Consider the following 21,909-nt stretch of genomic DNA (forward strand, 5'->3'; position numbering starts at 1 on the left):
GCGTATGCGCGCTTCAGAAAACGCCGCGTCCGACCCTCACCATGCGGCAGACCGCGTCCGCCATTTCCCTTTCGCCCTGGACCGTCCGGTCCGGAGGGGTCTCACCCGCGGGAACCGGGTTTCCCCTGCGGTTGACCCAGAGTGTGCGCCAGCCCGCGGCCCGGGGAGCCGCCACATCATTCGCAAATGTATCGCCTATATACCAGGCGTCCGCCGGACGCGTGCCGAGCCGCTCCGCCGCGATGCGGAAAATCTCCGTCCCCGGCTTGGCCGCGCCGACCTCACCGGAAATCACGATCCGGTCCTCCGGAAACCATCTGAGAAGCCCGAGCGTGCGGATCTTCGCCCGCTGATGCTCCCCCGGCCCGTTGGTGACGATTCCCATCCGGACGCCGGCGTCCCGGCAGACGGTCAGCATCCGCTTCACGTCCTCCGTGAGCGAAATCCGCTTCTGGTATTCCTTGTAGAGGTCCTGAATCCGCAGCGCCTCCTCCCGGGTGATCCGGATGCCGAAATCGTCGAAGGATTTCAGATTCCGGTACGCGTACATATCGTCCGTGCGCATCCGGCCGCTGCTCCAGTCCTCGAACACCTCGTCGCTGTGCACCCGGCTCCGCATGAAGAGAGCCTCCGCCAGCCGGTCATACTTCCCGCTGAAGCAGTCCGAGACCGCCCTCGCGTAGGGCCAGCAGAGGTCATACAGCGTATCATCCAGATCAAAGGCAATCGCACTCATCGAAACACCACCTGTACAGGAAACACAGAAGAGCCGTCCCCGGCGGCAGCATCCTCCGTCGATTCCGTCATGCTGCCGTATCCGGCGGACCGGCTCCCCCTCCGGTTATCTGTCGTCCGCAGACGCTTCCGTCTCCGCGTCTTCCTCCCTCTGCCGCTGTGCCCGACGGTTCGTATCCAGTGAATTTCCGAACACATAGAACCGGTCGTAGAGATACTCGAGCACAAAGTTACAGAGCATGTTAAGAATCGTCACCAGCACACCGGGCCACCCTGCCGTCTGGGCCAGATAGTTCCCCGTCACCGTGGAAACCGGCGTGAAGGCGGCATAGAACCCGGCGACCTTCAGCATCGCCGCCGGCACGTTGCTCGCGGACTGGAACGTATACGTCCGGTTCAGCGTGAAGTTCCACAGCACCGACGCGATCAGCGCGATCAGATAGCAGGGCCAGTAGGGCCAGTCCGTCAGACCGTCCAGCGCCGAGTAGACGATCAGCTCGATCGCGCCGGCCGAGATGGAAAACAGCGTGAACTTCACCGTGCGGAGCAGTTCTCTGCCGGCTGCATGTTCCTCTTTCATGACCGATCCCCCCTCTCACGGTTCTGCAAGTCGTTCATGGCCCGGAACAGCTTCGCGTTGCACGCGTGCAGGCGGCAGAAGGTCTGATACGTCCGGTCGTAGACCGCCCGATTTCCCTCATCCGGCCGGAACGTCCTGACCACCGGAATAAAGGAAGCGATCTCTCCGATCCCATTCATCAGACCGAGTCCGACGCCGGCGACCGCGGCGGCGCCCACCGCGCCCACATCCTGCGGCTCCGCAACCACCTCGACCGTCCTCCCCGTCACGTCCGCCAGAATCTGGTCCGTCACCGGGGACAGCGCGCCGCCTCCGGCAAACCGGACCGGATCCGAGGTGCGGACACGGCGGTCCTCACACTCCAGCATCCATCTGAGATGATAGCATATTCCCTCCACCACTGCACGGATGAGTTCCGTCTTCCCGGTCTCCAGACGGATGTTGAAGAACATGCCGGCCGCCGAGGCGTCCTCGAACGGGCAGCGGTTTCCGTGCAGCCAGGGCGTGAAGATGACGCCGCCGGCGCCGGGTTCGCAGGAGGAAATGACCTCGGAAAGATAGTCATACAGCGTCCGGTAAACGGATTCCGGCTCCTCCGTGACGTCGTGCTTCTCCAGATAGATGCCGATCTCATCCAGCGCGAGATGGTTCCTGACCCATTCAAGGCATTTGCCGGCCGTCTCCATCTCCGCAAAGTAGTTGAAGCGCCCCGGCTGGGCGCCCACGATGGCCGCGATCATGTTCTTCGCGTCCACCGTCTGCCGGTCGACGATCGTGGAAACCCAGCCTGACGTGCCGCAGTAAATATGCGTCTGGCCGACGTTCACGCATCCGCTGCCGATGCCGATCAGCGTCGCATCGCCCCCGCCGCCGAACACCGGCGTGCCGGCGCTGAGGCCGAGATCCGCCGCCGCCTTCTCCGTCAGTTCTCCCGCCCGATCCGTCGTCCGGATCACCTCCGGCAGATGCTCCATGCGGACGCCGAACATCCGCGCCAGTTCCCGGCTCCAGCCCTCATGCCCGCGCCGGGTATCATAGAGCATCGTCGCGTAGGCGGAATCGTCCGTCATCACGAAGCGGCCCGTGCATCGGCGGATGATGTACTCCTTGACGTCCAGCCACCGGTATGCCCGGGCAAACGCCTCAGGCTCATGCGCCTCGATCCACTTGTATTTCCACAGCGGATCCTTCACCGAGCTGGAGACGGCGCCGGTGATCCGGAGGGATTGGAGCAGCTTCCAGACGTTGGCTCCCGCAATCTGCGGCCCGTAGGCGATGCCTTTCCGGATCTCTTCGGACGCCCGCTGATCCATGTAGCTCATCGGCCGGTGAACGGGGACGCCGTCCCGGTCAACCAGCACGAGTCCCTGCATCTGCGAGCAGAAGGAAATCCCCGCGATCTCCGACGGCCTTCTCCCGCTCTCCTCAAGGACGCGGGCGGTGGTGGTCCGCATCGCCTGCCACCACTCCTCGGCGTCCTGTTCCGCGCCTCCGCCCGGAAGAAGGTACAGCCCGTATCCGGCCGTCGCGCCGGCCAGAAGCCGGATCTCCCGGTCGATGCCGAAGAGACATGTCTTCACTCCCGTTGTCCCGATATCGTAGGCAAGCACAAGCGTCCCGCTCATATTCCGTTCCTCCCTTCCGATTTCACGGCCTTTCCTCTCCTCTTTTCCGGCTGCGCGGAGGCTCCTCGCCCGGCTGTCTTCCTCTCCCTTACGAACCGGCCGGCAGCTGCTTTCTCCTCTGTCCCGTCCGGCCGGCAGTTGCCTTCTCCTCCGTCCTGTCCCGGCCGGCGGCTGCCTGCTCCTCAGTCTCTCTGTCACCGAAAGCGCCGCGGATGAACGCCAGCATCGTCCGCGTCACCCGCTCGTCAAACGAAGGGTCGCCGGCCTTCCCGCCGCAGAAAATCTCCATCCTGTGCCGGTAGTAATCGCAGCCGTAGGAAAAATGAAGCATCATCAGCAGATTGTCGAAAAAAAAGGCGAACATCTGAGGATCCGCGTCCCCGCGGATTCGCTTCTCAGATTTCGCCCTTGAAATCAGTTTCTGATAGAGATCGGCCGAAACCGTCTCGATTTCCCGTGCATACAGCTCTGCCCCGTCCGCGTCCGGGAAGGCGGTGATCGCATGATACATCCGGAAGCAGGCCGGATGCGCCTCCGCGAAGCGCTGGCTGGCGCGGATCAGCGCCTCCGCCGCGTCCGTCAGAGAGGCGGCCTTCCCGGCCGCCTGCGCCAGCGCCTCTTCCAGCAGCTCCATGGAGCGGCGGAGGCAGGCGGCGAACAGGTCGTTTTTATCCGCGTAATACTTGTAGATCACGCCGACGCTGAGCTGCGAGCGCCGCGCGATGGAGGCCACCGTCGCCGCCTTGAGCCCCCGCTCCCCGAATTCCTGCGTGGCGCTCTCAAGAAGCGCGGCCTGCTGCTCTTCCGTCAGTTTCTTCAGCATCTGCGTCTCCTTCTCCGCCCCGTCTGGTCAGTTCTTGAGTTTTGAATATTTCTTCACATACACGACATGCTCCAGCAGTCCGCCGGCCAGCGGCACCGTGCGGGGACGGCAGCCGGCCCGCTCAAGAAGCGCGACCTGACAGACCTTGTCCACCAGCATCATCACGGCCTCCGCGTCCTCCTCCGATCCGGCGCAGCAGACCGCACCGCGGCCCTTCACCAGCACCGCGCTGCAGGTTTCCCGGAGAGCCGCCTTCAGCTTCTTCCGGCCCGCGTCATACGGGAGGCATGGGATATGGACGCCCACGATCTGTGTCAGATCGTCGACATAAGGCGGCAGCGCTCTTCCGAACGCGCTGTACTGCCGGATGTACGGTGCGTCCGACGTGATCACGCAGCTGACGGACGGATTGTCAAAAATCTCGCAGAAGGCATCGTACTCCTCGTGAATCTCCCGCCGAAAGACCCTCCAGTGCTTACGAAGCTCATAATCAGGCTCCGTATCCTCCGGCGCCTTCCCGCAGGCCAGCTCCAGGTACCGCTTCTTCGATACCTGCTCGAGCACATGCGCCACATGAAACGCGTCTCCGTCGTCCCGGCCCATACACAGCGTGCCGTGGTTCCGGAGCAGCACCGCCCGGCTCGCGGGATACCGGCGGATGCAATCCCTTACATGATCCGTCAGCGTCTTCGTCGACGACAGCCCGTAGGCCGCCACCGGCACCTCCGGCCCGAGAACGTCTCCCGCTTCCTCCTCAATCTGCCCCACGGCCAGCGGCCTCGCCAGCGTGGAAAGAGCCGTCGCGTAGTTCTGATGCGTGTGAATCACGAAGTTCACATCCGGCCGCAGCGCGTAGGCGGCCGCGTGCACGCCTTTTTCGCTGGACGGCTTCACGTCCCCGCTCCAGGCAAGATCCTGAATTCCGACCGTCACGATCTGATCCGGCGTCAGCGTATCATACGCCCGGCCGCTCGGCGTGATCACAAACTGCGTATCGGAGATCCGCGCGCTGATGTTGCCCCAGGTTCTGGCGATCAGCCCCGCCTCCACCAGCTCCTTTCCCGCGCGGATCACGCGCTCCTTCGCTTCCTTCATCTCATATGACATGACTGTTTTGCTCCTCCTTCACGGGCCGATTCCGCATTTCCGCTTCATCGATCATGCCAGCCGTCCGCATTTCGAAAACACCCGGTCAAACCGGCGGATCACCTCGTCGATATCCTCCTCCGTGTACGCGGCGCTCGTATAAAGCCGGGATCCGGCGAGCGTGATCATGCCCTCCGCCATATAGGCCGCGCCCATGTGCTCCATCTCGGTCTGACGCGCCCCCGTCTGACGGAGAATCTCCGGAACGGTCCAGAGCTTCCCCCAGTCGATGCGGAAATGCATCGTGCCGACCGTATCCAGATGGCAGATCGAGCCCTGATTGAACGCGACGAACGGAAGGTTGTATTTCCGGATCGACGCCTGAAGTCCCTTCGTCAGACGGTCCCCCATCCGCCCGGCCTTCTCGCAGGCATTCTGCTTCTCGATCTCGCAGATCATATGGTATCCGGCGCAGGTCGAGAGCGGCGTAGCCGAAAGCGTGCCGCCGCAGAGTGCCTTATGCAGCTTCTTACCCTGATTGTCAAGCCCGGCTCCGAGATAGGCCATGCAGTCCCGGTGGCCGCCGACCGCGCCCGCGCCCGGATAGCCGCCCGCAATCACCTTACCGAAGATCGTCAGATCCGGGTTCACACCGAAGAAGCCCTGCGCGCCGTGCACGCCGATCCGGAAGCCCGTGACGACCTCGTCGAAGACGAGCAGGGCGCCGTACTTGCGGGCAAGCCGCTCCGTTCCCTGAATGAATTCCCTGGAGACGGGACGCGTGCCTGACTCCGGCCCAACCGGTTCCACGAAAATCGCCGCCGTTCCGCCGTCCATCTGATGCAGGCGGAGCTTCCGCTCCAGATCCTCAAGATCGTTCGGGAAATACTCATCGGTATGCCTGAAAACGAAGTGCGGCACGCCATGGGACAGCATGCCCTTTGTCCCGGGAACCCGGATCCCGTAGGCGAGCTGATCCGACCATCCGTGATAGCCGCCGCCCATCTTGAGGATATTGGAATGACCGGTCTTCAGCCGCGCGATCCGCGCCGCGCACATGCAGGCCTCCGTTCCGGATCCGAGGAAGCGGATCATGTCCACGGAGGGATAAAGGTCGCAGACCTTCTTCGCCAGCTTGTACTCATATTCATGGAACAGCCCGGTGGACGGCCCGCAGGTATTGAGCAGATCGATGACCGCCTCGCGCACCTCCGGCGGATTGCTGCCGAGCACGGTCGGTCCGCCGGCCTGAAGCAGATCGTAATATTCGTTTCCGTCCACGTCCGTCATCCGGTTGCCGGACGCGCTTTGGATCGCGATCGGGAACGGATAGTTGAAGGCGAGATTGTGCTCCACTCCGCCGGGGATCACTTCCTTCGCCTTATCCGTCATCTGCTTCGATGTCTGGCAGCGGGCGTTGAAGAAGGTCTCCTCGTACTCCTTCAGCGCCTCCGGACGGATCGAGTAGATCGGCTTGCGGATCAGCGCGTCCAGCTTTCTTGTGATCGCCTCCGCGTCCGGATAATGATCGGAATCAATTGCGTAGCCATTGTATGCCATCTTCAGCCCTCCTTTGACCGGCGCCGCCCCCTTTCGCGGGAAGCGTCTCTCCCCGGCCGATCGGAGCCCGCCACTTTGTGAATCATCGTTCACGAGTTCATATTTCCATTGTAATTTTCATGACGGCGGCCGTCAATTGAATCTGGAAAAACACCGGAAGTCCTCCTCCGCCTGACGTACGTTGAGGAACCGGACCGCGCGGATCCCCTGCGCGGCCGCCGCGTCCGCGTTCGCCTGACGGTCATCAAAGAAAACGCACTCCTCCGGCTTCAGGCTGTACCGATCAAGCAGAGCCTGATAAATCTCCGGCTGAGGCTTTCTCAGATGCACATGAGAGGAGACAATCCGCCCGTCCGCGTCCCGGATAAAGTCATAGAGGCGGTCCAGCATCGCGAAGCCCTCGGTGAAGAAGTTGGACAGCAGGTAAATCCCGTATCCTTCCCCACGGAGCTTATGATACAGCGGCAGATTCTCCGTCAGCGGCGTATACATGCCGGCCATCCACTGCCCCGAGAAGAACCGCCTGAGATCGGCCTCAAACTCCTTCGGCTGATGGCTGATCAGCGTCTCCACGCAGCCGTCCAGACTGTCATAGAGTCCCAGATCCATCTCGGCCCAGTACGGATCGCCGGCCAGCGCCCGGCTCATCGGAACCGCCCGGTCATCCCCGAAGCCCATCCGCCGCATACAGGCGAGCGGGTTGTCGTTGATCAGCACGCCGCCAAGATCAAATATCACATTCCGTATCATATCGTTTCCGTCTCCTCTCCGCCGGACACTGCTGTCCGTTTCCCTGCCGTTCCGTCCGGTTCTCCGGTATCTCTGTATTGTACCACCTTTGCGCCCGTTTCGCCGCAGCGGCGGAATGCCGTCTTCTTGTCCGGTCGTTCTCCCTGTGTTACGATACAGACTGTCCGGCCGCCGGATGTTCCGTCACAGCCCGTGCCATCGCGCCGGCTGCTGCATTTCCGGCCCGGACATCACACCCTGCCGGCCCGCAGATTTCCCTTCTGTCCGGCGGGGGAGACCCGGCGTCATAAACATCGTCCGCGCCGCACCCGGAATTCCCGGGAACCGGCCGGTCCGACAATCTGAGAGGACTCTCATGGCACAGAATCAGAAACTGTTCCGGATCGGGGACCTCGCCCGGCTCTTCCACGTCGGTGTCGACTCGATCCGTTATTATGAAAAAGTCGGGCTCCTCCATCCCGTCCGCGGCGAGGAGAACAATTACCGCCTCTATACGCTGGACGACGTCCGCACGATGAACACCATCCGGGAACTGCTTGAACTCGGTTTCCACACGGACGAGATTCTCCGTTTCGAGAAGGACCGGAATCTTCACCACGTCGCAGACATGCTGAAAAAGGAATCCGATGTCATCGACCGCGAGATGGCGGAACTGAAGGCAAAGAAAAAAAATATCCAGGCCCGTCTCCGCTCGATACGCGAAGACCTCGGCCTGGACTGTTCCGGCACGATTCATCTGCTCACGCTTCCGGAACGCGCATGTCTCAAGATCGCCGACAGCGACATGCCGGACAACATGATCAACCTGCAGCTGGCGCGTTTCACGATCCATCTGCCGGAAAAAGTGTCGACGATCTGCGCATGCGACTGCTATACGCTCGACATCTCCTCCACGAACGCGGAAGGAAACGACTACAGGACGAAAAATGTCTTCTTCTACTCGCCTTACATGGATTTTCCCTGCAACTTTGCGCTTCCGGCCGGGCAGTACCTGTCGGTCTGCTATCGCGGGTCCTTCGAGAAGACCCGCACGTTCGTCCCGAAGCTCCTCTCCTTCGCGAAGGAAAACGGTCTCGTTCCGGCCGGCGATCCGATCGAATTCTGCCACATCGACCGGTACGAGACGTCCTGTCAGGAAGAGTACCTGACGGAAATACAGCTGCCTGTCCGCGGGAAAGACGCATGATCGAGCCGGCGGCGGTGAGCAGCCGCCGTCCTCTCACACCACTTATCCCGGCTTTTTGATTATCCTGAATGATCGCTGCAAAACCCGAAAAAACCAGGATCTGCATTAAAAAAGCTGTGCAACGGCTCCTATTCCTTTGTGAACGGCCAGCGCGTGCTCACGCCTGACGCGGTTCCTGCCGGGGCTCCGGCTTGGAGGCTGTGTCCGGAGCGCTGAAGTCACGGATTCTGAGACTGTCGGAAAACTCTGCCGCCTCATCTGGTGAACGCACCAACCCGGTAGACCCGGCATCCGTGGCCGGGAATCTGCGCCGAAAAACTTTCTTTATATACGCCCATGTCCTGATGGGTAAGGCAGTCATGGAAATGAAGACCTTCCGCACTGGCAGCGCTGATTCCCATGTCCCAGAACGGAAGTCCTGCCATGCATGGTTTTTCTCCGAAATTGAAAATTCCAACTGCGTAATCTCCTCCGGAAAGCGGCCGGACCAGAGTAAACGCTGTGGGGGAGCAGGTGCATGTCAGTTTATAGCAGGTACGTCCTTCCCGATCCTGATTGATTGCGATCAGATCCCTGTTTTGCAGAAGTGCCCTCGTTCCTTCATCCGCTTTTCTGAGATCGCATCCGATCATTAACGGAGAATTCAGCATGGCCCACAAAGCAAAATGCGTCTGATATTCATCCGGCGTACAGCCCTCGGCACTGGTCTCGGGGTTAGATCCCGATCCGTTCATTCCAACCACCAGCATATCCATGTCATTGAAGCAGCCGGGACCTCCATCACTTAAGTGGTCAAGTCTTTCCTTTGTAATACTGCTGATGGAGTCCCACCGATCTCTGATGTCAATGGTGGACCGATATGTGTGCGCTCCCGTGGATCGGATCCATGTCCCGACCTCTTCAGTCCCCCACTGGCATGCCGCCAGGAGAATATCCCTGCCGGTGCTTCGAAGAGCAAAACTCATTCTCCGGTACAGAAGTTCCGAGCCCTGACTGGACGGTCTGTGGCAGTTATCATATTTTAAATAGTCCACACCCCAGGAGGCAAATGTGGCAGCGTCGCTCATCTCATGCTCAAAGCTTCCGGGATAGCCGGCACAGGTCCGGACTCCACAGCATTCATAGATTCCGAATTTCAGGCCTTTTCTATGGACATGATCGATCACCGGCCCGATTCCTTCCGGAAATTTTTCCCGGGAAGGCACCAGCTTTCCCTGCGCATCCCGTTCCATCTCCAGCCAGCAGTCATCCAGCACCAGGTACTGGTAGCCGCAGTCCAGATACCCCCGCTCCACCATGGTGTCTGCCATCTCCATAATCAGTCCGGCGTCATATTTGTCATAGAAAGTATTCCAGGAATTCCATCCCATCGGCGGAACGTCACCTGTTCTCTTCTGGGTCATTTATCTCTCTCCTAAACTCAGACGGGCTTACACCCTCGTATTTTCTGAATATCCTTGAAAAGTTCAGCTGATCATCGTATCCGACGCGTTTCCCTATTTCCTGTATCTGCAGATCGGTCGCCTTGATCAGCTCTTTCGCCTTCTGCATCCTCACTCTGAGAAGGTATTCCTGCACGGACATGCCCTTCGTCTTTCGGAACGCAGTGGACAGATAACCTCTAGAGAAACCGATGAAATTCACAACGTCTTTTACTTCGATGGTCCGATAGTTGTAATGAATGAAATTGGCTGCTCTTTCAACATAATCCTCTACAGGCCGGTGCCTCCTTTTTTCATCCGCTTCTGATCCGTGTCCGCCCGCTTCCATGGCCAGGGCCAGATACTCCATCATGATTCCTTTCTGGAAGAGTTTATTGATCCGGGTCATCTCAGGACGAAGATGCATCCGTCTGATCATCTCGAAAAACTGATCTGCCGGAATGGAGCTGTCCAAAATATAGACGTTTTCCCTGAAGCCGGTCTCTTCTGTGATCCGCCTGGCGTCGCTGCCATTGTAGGTCACCCAGCAATAACTCCAGGGTTCGGCTTCATCTGCCCGGTAAAAAGCTTCTTCACCATCCTTCAGGATGAACATCTGGCCCTCGTGTACCGGCTGCTCCTTTCCCGAGATACGGATCGTTCCTTTTCCGGATCTGACGACATGAAGATGATATCCGTCTCTTATATCAGGACCGGTCACAGCTCCGGGATCAGCGTCTTCCATGCCGCAGGCTACAAGAAACAGATCCCCCAGCTGTTCGTGGTCGTATTCCAGACAATGGTAATAAATATTCCGTTTGGCCTTATCGATCCTTCTCATCTTTTCTCAAAAGGCCTGCGGGAGAACCCGCAGGCCTGTATTGTTCGTTACCGGCCGTTTCCGCCGGACAGAGTCAGTCTGTTCTTTCGTTTCTTTATTGCTCGTTTGCAAGAGCCTTATTCATCATCGTTGCCATTTGTTTGCACACATCCGCCATGGAAGAGGGATCCTGCCATGCGGCAACCAGTCCGGTGGTGAATCCGCTCTCCCATACCGTGGTGTTGCGGGAAGCCGGGTGCTGGATCAGGGTGCCATTCTTTTCAACATCCAGGAAAGGAGAGATATCCATTTCCTTGAATGCGTCCACAAAGGCATCGGAAGCCCCTTTGTAAGCGGCCATGGTCACACCGAGTTCAGACTGCTTAAGCTGCCCTTCTTTGCTGCAGAATGCGCTGATCAGATCGTACGCTGCCTTCGGATCCGCTGTGTTGGCCGATGCCGCCCATCCGAGGCCATTGTACATGGAGCATCGTTCACCGTCATCACAGCTGCCGTTTCCATTTGCGTCATAATAAGGGATCTCAGCCCATGCGTAGTCAGATGCATTTTCTGCGGTATAGAAGGTATTCACCATCCAGGATCCCTGAAGCATCATTCCGATTTTCCCTGACAGGAACATGACGTCCGGGTCGGTTACAGCCATCAGGCTCTGGTCCGGCATGGACGGGAACAGGTTGTCCGCCAGATAGGTCATTGCTTTTATTGTATTTTCATCATCCATTCCGGAAGTTTTGCCGTCATCAGAGATCAGCTTGCCGCCGAAATCGTAGATGAAGTTATACCATCCGTCCTGGCCGTCATTGGTATTCATAGCCGTGCCGTATATGTCATCATCCTTACCGGCCTTCGTGATCGCCGCGGCTGCTGCGCAGTAATCGTCCCAATCCCAGTCATCCGTCGGATAGTCCACACCGTACTTGTCAAAGATGGATTTGTTATACAGCAGAGCGATCGTGTCATGATCTTTCGGAAGCGCATACTGTACATCGTTGCTTCTGTATATATTGACGATGCCGTCATAATAGTTGTTGAGGTCAATGGCATCGTCCGCCTCGATGTAATCATTCAGGTTCAGGAGCATATCTGCATCCATGTATTTCTGCGCTTCGTTGATATGCATCCAGAATACATCCGGAAGTGTTCCTCCTGATGCACCCGACTCCAGCAATGTCCAGTATTCATTCCAGGTGATGACATCAATCTGAACTTTCACGCCGGATTTTTTCGACCACTCATCCGCGATCTGCTGAAGACCGTTCAGCTGGTTGTTGTCCCAGATCGCCACCTTAAGTTCCTTGGTTTTATATCCGTTGTCATCAGCCATGACCGTCATGGGAAGCGCTGCTGCGGAAGATAAACCGATCATTGTGGAAAGTGCTGCTGCGATTGCTTTTTTGCTCATACCGCTCATCATTGTGAAACCTCCTTTTTTCAACCTTTTTATTTGTCTTGTCCGTCTTGCCAGCCGTTGTTGTCTGATGAGCAAAAGATAGCATTTTCCAGATATAAGGAGTATAACACAAAATCATTTTGATATGGAGAAATGTACGCAATCCCTTATCAGATCTCATAGAACCGCTCATACGCAAGCGGCGAAAGATCACAGAGCGTCGGCTCACCCGCCACGATCTGAGCGAGCATATAGCCGACCGCAGGTGCCGTTCCGAAGCCATGACCGCAGAAGCCGGCGGCCAGGATGAGGCCCGGCGTCTCCTCCGGGCGTCCGAGGACACAGACGCCGTCGCGTGTCGTGTCGCAGTAGCCGCTCCATGTCCGGACGATCTTCGCTCCCTTAAGGGCCGGAATCCAGCCTTCGATAGCCCGGCAGCTTGCCCCAAGCGTCATCGGATGAGAGATCGCGGTGTTCTCGCCGTCCGTATCCATCTGCTCCTCCGGCCCGGCGATGGCGCCGAAGACGAAAGAACCGTGACGCGTCTGATGACCGTAGAAATCGGCGGCCGCCGTTCCCAGCATCTGCTCGAACATCGGCGGCTGCATTTCCGTCACAAGCGCGCAGTCAACCTCCGGTACCATCGGAATATCGAGCCCGACCGTATTGATCAGTTTCCGGCTCTGGTAACCGGCCGCGACGATGACATCGCCGCCTTCGAGCACCGTTCCGTCCTCGAGGATAACCTTCCGCACACGTCCCTTCACCTTCTCCAGTGCTTTCACCTTCGCACCCGTGAAGAAGCGGACACCAAGTTCCAGCGTGCGGACATAGTAGCCGAGCGTCGTGGTCAGAGGATTCGCGTGGCCGTCCGTCGGGCAGAAGCTCGCGCCGATGACATTCTCGGACAGATACGGGTTGATGTCATGGACTTCCTTCGCGTCGATCATCTTCACGTCAAGGCCCATCTTCTGACAGCTGTCAGCCAGGTTCTGAAGTTTCTTAAGATGCGCGTCCGTCTTGCCGAGCCGCAGGTTCCCTTTCTGCGTATACTCAGTCTCGACGCCAAGCTCTTCCGAAAGATGCGGCCAGAACTTCTCAACCGCGCACATCGCGATCGGCAGTTCACGGACATCGCGGCCCGACTGGCGGACGCCGCCGCCGTTCCGACTCGAAGCGCCGTGTCCGATCGAATCGCTCCCCTCGAGGACCATCACGTCCTTTATGCCGCGGCGGGCAAGATACCAGGCCGTCGCACAGCCGACGATGCCTCCGCCGACAATGATCACATCCGCCGTCGTCTTCATCACTCTGCCCTCCCTCTGTCGTTTCCGGCCGTCTCCATCACGATCGGACGCATCGGCGCCCGTGACGTCGCCACATCGATCTCACTCATCGGCACTTTCAGTTCCCTTGCGACCAGCCGCATCGTCAGGTTTCCGCATGTCTGGCCCTGGCAGAGCCCCATGCCGCAGCGCAGGAACCGTCTTAATTCCTCGATCGTGGTGATGCCTTCATGAACGGCTTTCCGGATCTCACCTTTGCTGACTTCTTCGCACCGGCAGACAAGAAGATCGTCATCTGCTTCCGGGACGTACGGCCCGATTTCTTCCAGCTTCTTCTGAATATCCAGCATCCTGACGCCTCCTTACGCCTTCTTGTAGAAACGTGCCTGATCGATAAAGCGCATCGGCACCTTCATCGTCACCAGGTTTGTTCCGTCAAAAGCCTTGCTGCTGCGGACACGCGTGATCTCCACCGGGCAGAGCGGCCGCCCGTCACGGCCGAGCCCCGTTCCCTTATCGCCGACTTCCGGAAGCGGCAGGAACTCGTACGGAATCGTCACCTCGCCGTACCCAGGCTCCGTCTCCTCCGCAACGAGGAAGATCGCCTGGCCCGAGCAGCTCGCGACACACATCCCGCAGTTTATACAATGGCTCTCATCCACCGAGATCGGAAGAGACGTGATGTTGTCTCCGATGGAAATGCATCCCTTCTTGCACGCGTCCTGGCAGGGGTTGCACGGGATGTTCTGCGTGCACTCGATCACCGGATGGACCTCCGCGACCTTCCGGAAGCCCGGGAAACGGCTGATCTCGTCATCCGCGACAAAACCATGGTGCAGGAGGTTTTCAGATATCGGGATGCCCTCTTCCGTCTTCTCGATCTTCTTTCCGCGGTTCTTCGGTGCGAACATGCCCTGACGGAGCGTATCGAGCGATGCGGCCAGTTCGTGGATTCGGCTCTCCTCTGCCGGAGCGTCCGTGTAGCCGAGTTCTTTCGCGATCGCGGCACCGCTCATCCTGCCCTCGATCATCGCGGAAGAAGCTTCCTCGATGCCTGCTACATCGCCGGCCGCGTAGATACCCGGAACGGACGTGGCGCCGGTCTCATCGCAGACCGGAACGTAGCCGCCTTTTGTGCTCGCCATCTTGATACCATCCATCTTGAGGAGCTGGGCCATCGGAGAGAGCCCGACCGCCACGCAGACCGTGTCAACATCAAAATGCTTCTCCGTCCCCGGAATGAACTGGAAGTGTGAATCCACCTCGGCGATCGTCACGCCTTTCACGCAGTCCGTTCCTTCGACTTCCTTGATCGTATGGGAGAGGTAGAACGGTACGCCGCATCTTGCCAGTTTTGCGGCATGCACGCCGTACCCGCCGATCGCCGGCGCGGCGTCCGCCAATGCCACGACCTCACAGCCTGCCTGAAGAAGCTGGAAGGAAACCACGAGTCCGACATTGCCGGTTCCGAGCATCAGGATCCGGTTGCCTGGCTTGATGTGATGAAGGTTCATCATCGTCTGGGCAGCGCCCGCACCGATCACGCCCGGCAGCGTCCAGCCCCGGAAATTGACCATATTCTCCGCCGCGCCGGTCGCGACGAGGATCGCGTCGCCCTTGAAATGACGGACCTCTCCGCCGATCTGCACGAGAACTTCCTTCTCTTTGTAGAGACCGATCACGGTCGCGGAAAGCACAACCTCGACGCCTGAACGCTCCGCCTCAGCGAGCAGCTCCTCGCCGATTCTGAACCCGCGGATCTTCGCCTTGTGCTCCTTCGAACCGAAGAATTTGTGGATCTGCTTGAACAGCTGTCCGCCCGGACGGTCGTTTTCATCAAATACCGTGACGTGCACGCCATATCTTGCCGCTTCGATCGCGGCGGAAAGCCCGGCCGGGCCTGCGCCGATGACAATGAGTTCTTTTCTCTCCACCTTCATCTCACCACCTCCATGGCACGTGCGCCGTCCTGCGTCTGCACCTTCATTCCTTCCTTAAGCGGCGTGATGCAGGTCCGGACGTTCGGCTGGCCGTCCACGACCATCACGCAGTCCGTGCATCTCCCGATCGCACAGAAAACGCCTCGCGGCTCATGCCGCTTTGCGGTATACCGGTGCACCATCACGCCATTGACGCGGAGCGCGACCGCGATCGGCTCGCCCTCGTATCCCTGAAGGTCTTTCCCGTCATATGTGAAATGCACCAGCTTTCCTACCGGGCTTTCTCCCAGTATCGGGTGTTCCGTGATTCGTTCCATGAAGACCGCCTCCCTCTCATCATCCATCAAGGCCCCGGACGGACCGTCCCGCGTAAGAACGAGCCTCGCGCATTCGCGCCTGCTTCGCTGGCGCTCATCGCGGCTGTCGCCGCATGCCCGTGCAGGAAGGCAGCTGCCTTTGTGCAAGCACAGGCAGCTGCCTTCCTGTACGGGCGCGTGGCTCGCAGCTTACGCGGAAAAAGTGGATCAGGTCACGCGCCTTCCGCGCACCCTGATCCACCTTTGAATGCAAGTTGCCTTGCACTGTATGATAAACTCTGGCATTGTCCCAGTGTCAAACGGTATTTTACGCGCCTTTTTCCCTCGCCCGGCCACCTCCCCTGTATCTCGAATGTTTTCGAAGCGCTGTCCATACGGTCGGTGAATCATTTAGGATCGTCCCTCTTTTTCCAAGTGATGATGTCAACATTTCGCTTCTTTTTCCATCACGTTTTCACACTTCCCTGTTCATTCTGCACGAAAAGTAGTAAGATAAAAAAACTTGCTGATATGCGTTGAAGCGTCACAGCAGTTCGTTTCATCGAGGGGGAGGAAACGGGTCGTATTCCGCATGTCATCCGTTCTTCCCTGCTGCGCCGCCTGAAAGAGGCGGCTGGAAAGGGAGTTATGGAAAGAGAACATCTCGGAAGCCGGCTCGGCTTCATTCTGCTGTCGGCAGGCTGCGCCATCGGCATCGGCAATGTCTGGAAATTCCCATGGCTTGTCGGTCAGAACGGTGGAGGCGCCTTCGTCATCATCTATCTGATCTTTCTTGCCCTCATGGGCGTGCCGGTCATGACGATGGAATTCGCCATGGGGCGCGCCGCACAGAAAAGTCCCGTCCGGATGTATTATCCTCTGGAGCCAGAAGGCACGAAGTGGCATATCCACGGATATGCCGCCTTCGCCGGCAACTACATCCTCATGATGTTCTACACCTGCGTCTGCGGCTGGATGCTCCAGTACTTTGTCTATACAGCAGATGGTACGTTCTCAGGCCTTGACAATCAGGGCATCTCCGATCAGTTCGACATCATGATGCGTAGTCCTGCAAGACAATGGATCTTCATGGCCATCTCGGTCGGGGTCGGCTTCTTCATCCTGAGCCTGGGTCTCCAGAAAGGCGTCGAAAAGGTGACAAAATTCATGATGATCGCGCTTCTCCTGATCATGGTGGTTCTGGCCGTCAATTCCATCCTGGTGCCCGGCGGCACGGCGGGTCTTTCGTTCTACCTGAAGCCAAACATGAAGGAGATCCGGAAAGTTGGCATCTGGTCCGTCATTCAGGCAGCCATGAATCAGTCGTTCTTCACGCTCTCCATCGGCATGGGCGGCATGGCGATCTTCGGCAGCTATATCTCCAAAGAGCGGGCGCTCCTCGGCGAGTCCGTGAACGTCGCCCTGCTGGATACGTTTGTCGCATTCACGTCCGGCCTCATCATATTTCCGGCCTGCTTCGCCTACGGCGTGCAGCCGGACGCGGGACCGTCTCTCATCTTCAAGACGCTTCCGAACATCTTCAACCATATGGCGCTCGGGCGTCTCTGGGGTTCTCTCTTCTTCGTCTTCATGACGTTTGCCGCCTTCTCCACCGTCATCGGCGTCTTCGAGAACATTATCGCGATGTTCATGGACCTGACCGGCTGGAGCCGGAAGAAAGCATGCCTCATAGACTGCATTCTCATGCTGCTGCTCGCGACGCCCTGTGCACTCGGCCCGAATCTGCTGAACGCGATTCAGCCTCTGGGTAAAGGGACGAGCATCATGGATCTCGAGGACTTCATCGTCTCGAATCTTGTGCTGCCGCTCGGCTCATTTGTGATCGCGCTGTTCTGCACAAGAAAATCCGGATGGGGATGGGACGCCTTCTGCAAGGAGGCGAATGCCGGAAAGGGGCTGCGCGTCCAGAAATGGATGCGTTTCTACCTTACATGGATCCTGCCGTTCCTCTTCCTGATCGTCTTCTTCATGGGGCTGTTCTGATCGATAATGAATCCAGAAGAAAATCAAAGGCTGTGGACGGATCGAATCGTTGATCCTGTTCTCAATATCCAGACACGCCTGCACCGGATCCCGCTTCAGAGAATCATCGAAAGCCCGATCCGCTTCTTCCCGGGATCCACGCTGATGACCTTCACATCGATCACGTCCCCAACGGACACCACATCGAGCGGATGCTTCACGAACTTCTCATCCGACATCTTCGAGACATGCACCAGCCCGTCCTGATGGACGCCGATGTCGACAAACGCCCCGAAATCGACGATGTTGCGCACCGTTCCCTTGAGGACCATGCCGGCCTTCAGGTCGTCCATGGTCAGCACGTCGCTCCGGAGAATCGGTTTCGGCATGTCCTCACGGGGATCCCGACCGGGTGCATTTAACTCCTTTACGATATCCTTCAGCGTCGGTTCCCCGATGCCGAGCTTTGCAGCCATGACTCTATAATCCCGGACATGCACCCGGGGGCCGTCCGCGCTGCCGGAGGCAAAAAGCGCATGCTTATCAAGGCCCAGGTCGCGGATCAGGGAATCGGCCGCCTGATAACTTTCCGGATGCACGCCGGTGTTGTCCAGCGGCTCACTTCCTCCCCGGATCCGCAGGAAGCCGGCGCACTGCTCAAAGGCCTTCGGCCCCAGCTTCGGCACTTTCAGAAGCTCTCTCCGGCTGACGAAACGGCCGTTTTTCTCACGAAATGCCACGATGTTCTTTGCCAGAGTCCTGCTGATGCCCGACACATGCTCCATCAGAGGCGCCGATGCCGTGTTCAGATCCACCCCGACACGGTTCACACAGTCCTCAACGACGCCGCCCAGCGCTTCATCGAGCCGTTTCTGGTTCATATCATGCTGATACTGGCCGACACCAATCGCCTTCGGGTCGATCTTGACCAGCTCCGCGAGCGGGTCCTGCACACGTCTTGCCATCGAGGCCGCACCGCGTTGCTCCACGTCAAAGTCCGGGAATTCTTCCGCTGCCAGTTTGCTGGCGGAATACACCGACGCGCCGGCTTCGTTCGTCACCACATAGCGGACTTTGCAGCCCGGGATTTCCCTCAGGAGGTCCACGATGAACTGCTCGGACTCGCGGGACGCGGTTCCGTTCCCGAGCGCGATCAGCGTGACGTGATATTTTTCAATCCAGTTTCGGACCAGTTTTTTCGTCTCTTCCGCCTTCCGGGGGTTCGCCTTCATCCGGGCAGACGGCGGAACAGGATAGACGACGGCCGTATCCAGCACTTTTCCGGTCTCTTCCACGACGGCGAGTTTGCAGCCATGTGCATATCCCGGATCCCATCCGAGCACGACCTGACCGGCGATCGGAGGCTGCATCAGCAGCTGCTCCAGGTTTTTGTCAAACACACGGATTGCGCCGTCTTCCGCCTTTTGGGTCAGCTCGTTCCGGATCTCCCGCTCGATGGCAGGTCCGATCAGTCTCTTGTAGGAATCCTGCATCGCCCCGGTCAGGACCGGCACCGTGTACCGGTTATGACCGCGCACCAACGTATGGCCGATCATCAGGATGATCTTTCTGACGTCGACATCGATTTTAACCGTCAGGAAGTTTTCTTTCTCTCCGCGGTTAATCGCGAGCACGCGATAGCCCGTGATCTTCGATACCGGCTCCTGAAAATTGTAGTACATCTCATAGACGGACTTCGCGTCCGGATCTTTTGCCGCGGACACAAGGATTCCGCTCTTTCTGGTAAAATCACGGATTCTGGTCCGGAACTCCGCATTGTCGGAGATCATCTCCGCGATGATGTCCGACGCCCCGGCAATGGCTTCGCCGGCGGAATTCACGCCTTTTTCCGGATCGACATATTTCTGTGCCTCTTCTTCCAGCGGATGGTCGATCTTCTGCTCAAGGATGATCCGGGCCAGGCCTTCCAGACCCTTTTCCCTCGCCACGACTGCGCGGGTGCGGCGTTTCTGCTTATACGGACGGTAAATATCCTCCAGCGCCACGAGCGTTTCTGCGCCGTCGATCGCCGCGGACAGCTCCTTCGTCATCTTCCCCTGAGCTGCGATCGACGCACGGACCGCCGCCCTGCGATCCTCCAGATTCCGGAGATAGGTGAGACGTTCACTCAGGTTCCGGATCTGTTCATCGTTCAGCTCGCCGTGCTTCTCCTTACGGTAACGCGCGATGAACGGAATGGTGTTGCCCTCATCGATCAGGCTGATGACGGCTTCCGCCTGCCATGGCTGAATATGCAGTTCTTCCGCGATCTGTTCTGCTATCTTCATCTTGTCTGTTCCATCCTTCTGCACCCATCAAGACAGACGGCCCGCTGTCTGCAGCGCCTCCATCCGGATCATCATACCGCACTGTGTGCGGCTTGTCCCATCCTGCTTCGTGCATCTGTCTCTTCTCGCGCAGATCCGGCGGCTTCAATTCAAATGCCGGCGCATGAAAATGCCCTCGCTCCGGCAAAGTTCACACATCGGCGCGAGGGCTTCTGTTCCGATCCTTTCTCTTCTCATAGACAGACCGGCATTTTTCCGTATCCTTCCCTGCTATAGTGAAAAATCCGGAGCTGATCAGGAGACATACCGGAGCGCAGCCGGCGACGGCCCTCATGTTCTGACGGCCGCCCTGCCCAGGTAACCCGTGGTTATCTGATCTCCACGTCCTGCCCGTGGGATAATTTCGCGACATATCCCGAAAGCGCCAGCAGTGCCAGCAGGTTCGGGATCACCATGACCCCGTTGAAGAGGTCCTGCATGTTCCAGACAAGATCAACTTTCAGAAGCGACCCGAAGAAAATGCAGACGACCGCCACGCACGCAAATGGCCGGACAGCATTCTTCCCGAACAGATAAGTGATATTCTGTCTGGCAAAAAGGAACCAGCCGATGATCGTCGAGAACGCGAAGAACAGCAGGCAGATCGCGACGAAGCCCGGTCCGAACGCCCCTAACCCGGTGGAAAAGGCAGCCTGCGCCACCGGCGTTCCGGTCACGCCGTTTTTAATCATGGAATTGAGAAGGCCGAGAAAACCTCCATCTGCACCGGGTGCGGTCAGAATGACCAGCGCCGTCATCGTCAGCACGACGAACGTATCGATAAAAACACCGATCATCGCGACCTCACCCTGCTCCTGCGGGTTCTTCACCTGGGCCAGCGCATGCGCGTGCGGCGTCGAGCCCATGCCGGCTTCATTGGAGAAGAGGCCTCTCGCCACGCCGTACCGCATCGCTTCCCGGACGGTGATGCCGGCCCCCGCCCCGAGTACTGCCCGCGGGCTGAACGCACCGGCAAAGATGGAGCTGAGTGCCGGCAGGATATCATTGTGATTGATCACAAGGAGAATGATGCCTCCCACGAGGTAGAGGGCCGCCATAATCGGGACAACCTTCTCCGTGAAGGACGCGATCCGGCTCGTTCCGCCCATGAAGATGAAGGCTGACAAAACCGCTACCAGAATTCCCACGACCCACTGCGGGGTATGAAACGCAGTGTGGAACGCATCACTGATTGAATTGGACTGGACCATATTGCCCATGAGCCCGAGCGAAAGAATGATCATGACGGCGAAAAACGCAGCCAGGCACTTTCCGCCTTTTCCTTTGAACGCCCTGCGGATGTAGTAGACCGGCCCGCCGATCACCTCGCCGTCCTCGTCACGGGTCTTGGTCTTCTGCGCCAGAACGGCTTCGCCGTAGATCGTCGCCATTCCGAAAAATGCAGCCAGCCACATCCAGAAAATGGCGCCCGGCCCGCCTCCGACAAGGGCTGTGGCGCAGCCCGCGATGTTTCCGGTCCCGACCTGGGCGGCGATCGCGGTCGCCAGTGCCTGGAAGGAGCTCATGCCTTCCTTCCCGCCCTTTCCGCCGTTGAGCGAGAAATTCCCGAACACGCGCTTCCAGGCACCCGGAAACCGCCGGATCTGGACAAATCTCGTGCGGATCGTAAAGAAAATACCCGTGCCGACCAGAACAAACAGCAGAATGTTGTTCCACACAAAACTGTCTGCCCGGCTGATTACTTCATTCAGTGCATCCATGAATCTTCTGTCTCCCCTCTTTCTGGTGACGCGCTGAAGAGGATCCCGGACCGGCTTCTCACAAGCTTCGCCGGAAAAAGGATGACCGATAAAAAATGCCGTCTCCATTCTGGTTATGGAAGCGGCACCGAACAAAAAAGGCACAACGGCCTTTTCCATGAATATCCGAATCGATATTCACTCAACTCCGTCCTTTTACCTGAGAGATTCTGCGCTGAACAAGCGCATTGCACCTTCGGTACTCCTAAGAGGTTCTCCGGAATTCCACTCCGTCTCCAGTCCTGTCATGATGACACCTGAGAGTTTTACTCCTTCGGCAGCTCGTCCGGCATGCGCCGGATCCTGCGTTTTCCTGGAAA

At 58.4% G+C, this 21,909-nt stretch carries 18 protein-coding genes and 1 riboswitch; of the genes, 2 read left to right on the forward strand and 16 right to left on the reverse strand.

Annotation, left to right across the window (positions count from 1 at the left end; translation table 11 throughout):
* Window positions 1–13 precede the first annotated feature (13 nt).
* The 7 genes from G4C92_RS06100 to G4C92_RS06130 form a co-directional block, all read right to left on the reverse strand.
* A complete protein-coding gene (locus G4C92_RS06100) occupies window positions 14–736 on the reverse strand; it encodes an HAD family hydrolase (RefSeq protein ID WP_274941691.1) in 723 nt (240 codons plus the stop codon).
* A gap of 105 nt (window positions 737–841) precedes the next feature.
* Entirely contained in the window at window positions 842–1,315 is a 474-nt protein-coding gene (locus G4C92_RS06105; RefSeq protein WP_274941692.1) for a GtrA family protein, read from the reverse strand.
* The gene (locus G4C92_RS06110) at window positions 1,312–2,940 is read right to left on the reverse strand and encodes a xylulokinase (RefSeq protein ID WP_274941693.1); all 1,629 of its coding nucleotides are present in this window, start codon (window positions 2,938–2,940) and stop codon (window positions 1,312–1,314) included. Before G4C92_RS06110 ends, G4C92_RS06105 begins: the two co-directional genes overlap by 4 nt.
* Before the next feature lie 88 nt (window positions 2,941–3,028).
* Window positions 3,029–3,763, reverse strand: a complete 735-nt coding sequence (locus tag G4C92_RS06115) for a TetR/AcrR family transcriptional regulator (protein ID WP_274941694.1) — start codon at window positions 3,761–3,763, stop codon at window positions 3,029–3,031.
* A 27-nt stretch (window positions 3,764–3,790) separates the two neighbouring features.
* A complete protein-coding gene (locus G4C92_RS06120; protein WP_274941695.1) occupies window positions 3,791–4,870 on the reverse strand; it encodes a class II aldolase/adducin family protein in 1,080 nt (359 codons plus the stop codon).
* Window positions 4,871–4,921: 51 nt separating this feature from the next.
* Entirely contained in the window at window positions 4,922–6,409 is a 1,488-nt protein-coding gene (locus G4C92_RS06125; protein WP_274941696.1) for an aspartate aminotransferase family protein, read from the reverse strand.
* A 132-nt stretch (window positions 6,410–6,541) separates the two neighbouring features.
* Complete coding sequence (locus tag G4C92_RS06130) at window positions 6,542–7,159, reverse strand: HAD family hydrolase (protein WP_274941697.1); 618 nt, start codon at window positions 7,157–7,159, stop codon at window positions 6,542–6,544.
* Between the two features lie 355 nt (window positions 7,160–7,514).
* Between G4C92_RS06130 and G4C92_RS06135 the strand changes: the two genes are divergently transcribed.
* The gene (locus G4C92_RS06135) at window positions 7,515–8,345 is read left to right on the forward strand and encodes a MerR family transcriptional regulator (RefSeq protein WP_274941698.1); all 831 of its coding nucleotides are present in this window, start codon (window positions 7,515–7,517) and stop codon (window positions 8,343–8,345) included.
* 254 nt (window positions 8,346–8,599) lie between these two features.
* Here the strand turns inward: G4C92_RS06135 and G4C92_RS06140 are convergent, their stop codons facing one another.
* From G4C92_RS06140 to G4C92_RS06170, 7 genes are all read right to left on the reverse strand, one after another.
* Window positions 8,600–9,748, reverse strand: coding sequence for a glycoside hydrolase family 27 protein (locus G4C92_RS06140; RefSeq protein WP_274941699.1), 1,149 nt, complete (start codon window positions 9,746–9,748; stop codon window positions 8,600–8,602).
* On the reverse strand, window positions 9,726–10,607 hold the full coding sequence (locus G4C92_RS06145) for an AraC family transcriptional regulator (protein WP_330654824.1): 882 nt from the start codon (window positions 10,605–10,607) through the stop codon (window positions 9,726–9,728). Before G4C92_RS06145 ends, G4C92_RS06140 begins: the two co-directional genes overlap by 23 nt.
* 94 nt (window positions 10,608–10,701) lie before the next feature.
* The gene (locus G4C92_RS06150) at window positions 10,702–12,009 is read right to left on the reverse strand and encodes an ABC transporter substrate-binding protein (RefSeq protein WP_274941700.1); all 1,308 of its coding nucleotides are present in this window, start codon (window positions 12,007–12,009) and stop codon (window positions 10,702–10,704) included.
* A 158-nt stretch (window positions 12,010–12,167) separates the two neighbouring features.
* Window positions 12,168–13,304 (reverse strand): NAD(P)/FAD-dependent oxidoreductase, encoded by a 1,137-nt coding sequence (locus tag G4C92_RS06155; RefSeq protein WP_274941701.1) that lies wholly within the window; start codon window positions 13,302–13,304, stop codon window positions 12,168–12,170.
* Entirely contained in the window at window positions 13,304–13,633 is a 330-nt protein-coding gene (locus tag G4C92_RS06160; protein ID WP_274941702.1) for a (2Fe-2S)-binding protein, read from the reverse strand. Before G4C92_RS06160 ends, G4C92_RS06155 begins: the two co-directional genes overlap by 1 nt.
* Before the next feature lie 12 nt (window positions 13,634–13,645).
* Window positions 13,646–15,223, reverse strand: coding sequence for an FAD-dependent oxidoreductase (locus G4C92_RS06165; protein ID WP_330654825.1), 1,578 nt, complete (start codon window positions 15,221–15,223; stop codon window positions 13,646–13,648).
* Window positions 15,220–15,540, reverse strand: coding sequence for a (2Fe-2S)-binding protein (locus G4C92_RS06170; protein WP_274941703.1), 321 nt, complete (start codon window positions 15,538–15,540; stop codon window positions 15,220–15,222). Before G4C92_RS06170 ends, G4C92_RS06165 begins: the two co-directional genes overlap by 4 nt.
* A 627-nt stretch (window positions 15,541–16,167) precedes the next feature.
* Here G4C92_RS06170 and G4C92_RS06175 point away from each other — a divergent pair.
* A complete protein-coding gene (locus tag G4C92_RS06175) occupies window positions 16,168–17,523 on the forward strand; it encodes a sodium-dependent transporter (RefSeq protein WP_274941704.1) in 1,356 nt (451 codons plus the stop codon).
* Between the two features lie 95 nt (window positions 17,524–17,618).
* On the opposite strand, the gene G4C92_RS06180 is transcribed toward G4C92_RS06175, so the two are convergent.
* Together G4C92_RS06180 and G4C92_RS06185 are read right to left on the reverse strand one after the other, a co-directional pair.
* On the reverse strand, window positions 17,619–19,790 hold the full coding sequence (locus G4C92_RS06180) for a Tex family protein (protein WP_274941705.1): 2,172 nt from the start codon (window positions 19,788–19,790) through the stop codon (window positions 17,619–17,621).
* A gap of 368 nt (window positions 19,791–20,158) precedes the next feature.
* The gene (locus G4C92_RS06185; RefSeq protein WP_274941706.1) at window positions 20,159–21,550 is read right to left on the reverse strand and encodes an alanine/glycine:cation symporter family protein; all 1,392 of its coding nucleotides are present in this window, start codon (window positions 21,548–21,550) and stop codon (window positions 20,159–20,161) included.
* Between the two features lie 177 nt (window positions 21,551–21,727).
* Window positions 21,728–21,820, reverse strand: a riboswitch (glycine riboswitch).
* Window positions 21,821–21,909 lie beyond the last annotated feature (89 nt).

This window comes from Chordicoccus furentiruminis (genome assembly GCF_019355395.1).
Taxonomy (GTDB): domain Bacteria; phylum Bacillota; class Clostridia; order Lachnospirales; family Lachnospiraceae; genus Chordicoccus; species Chordicoccus furentiruminis.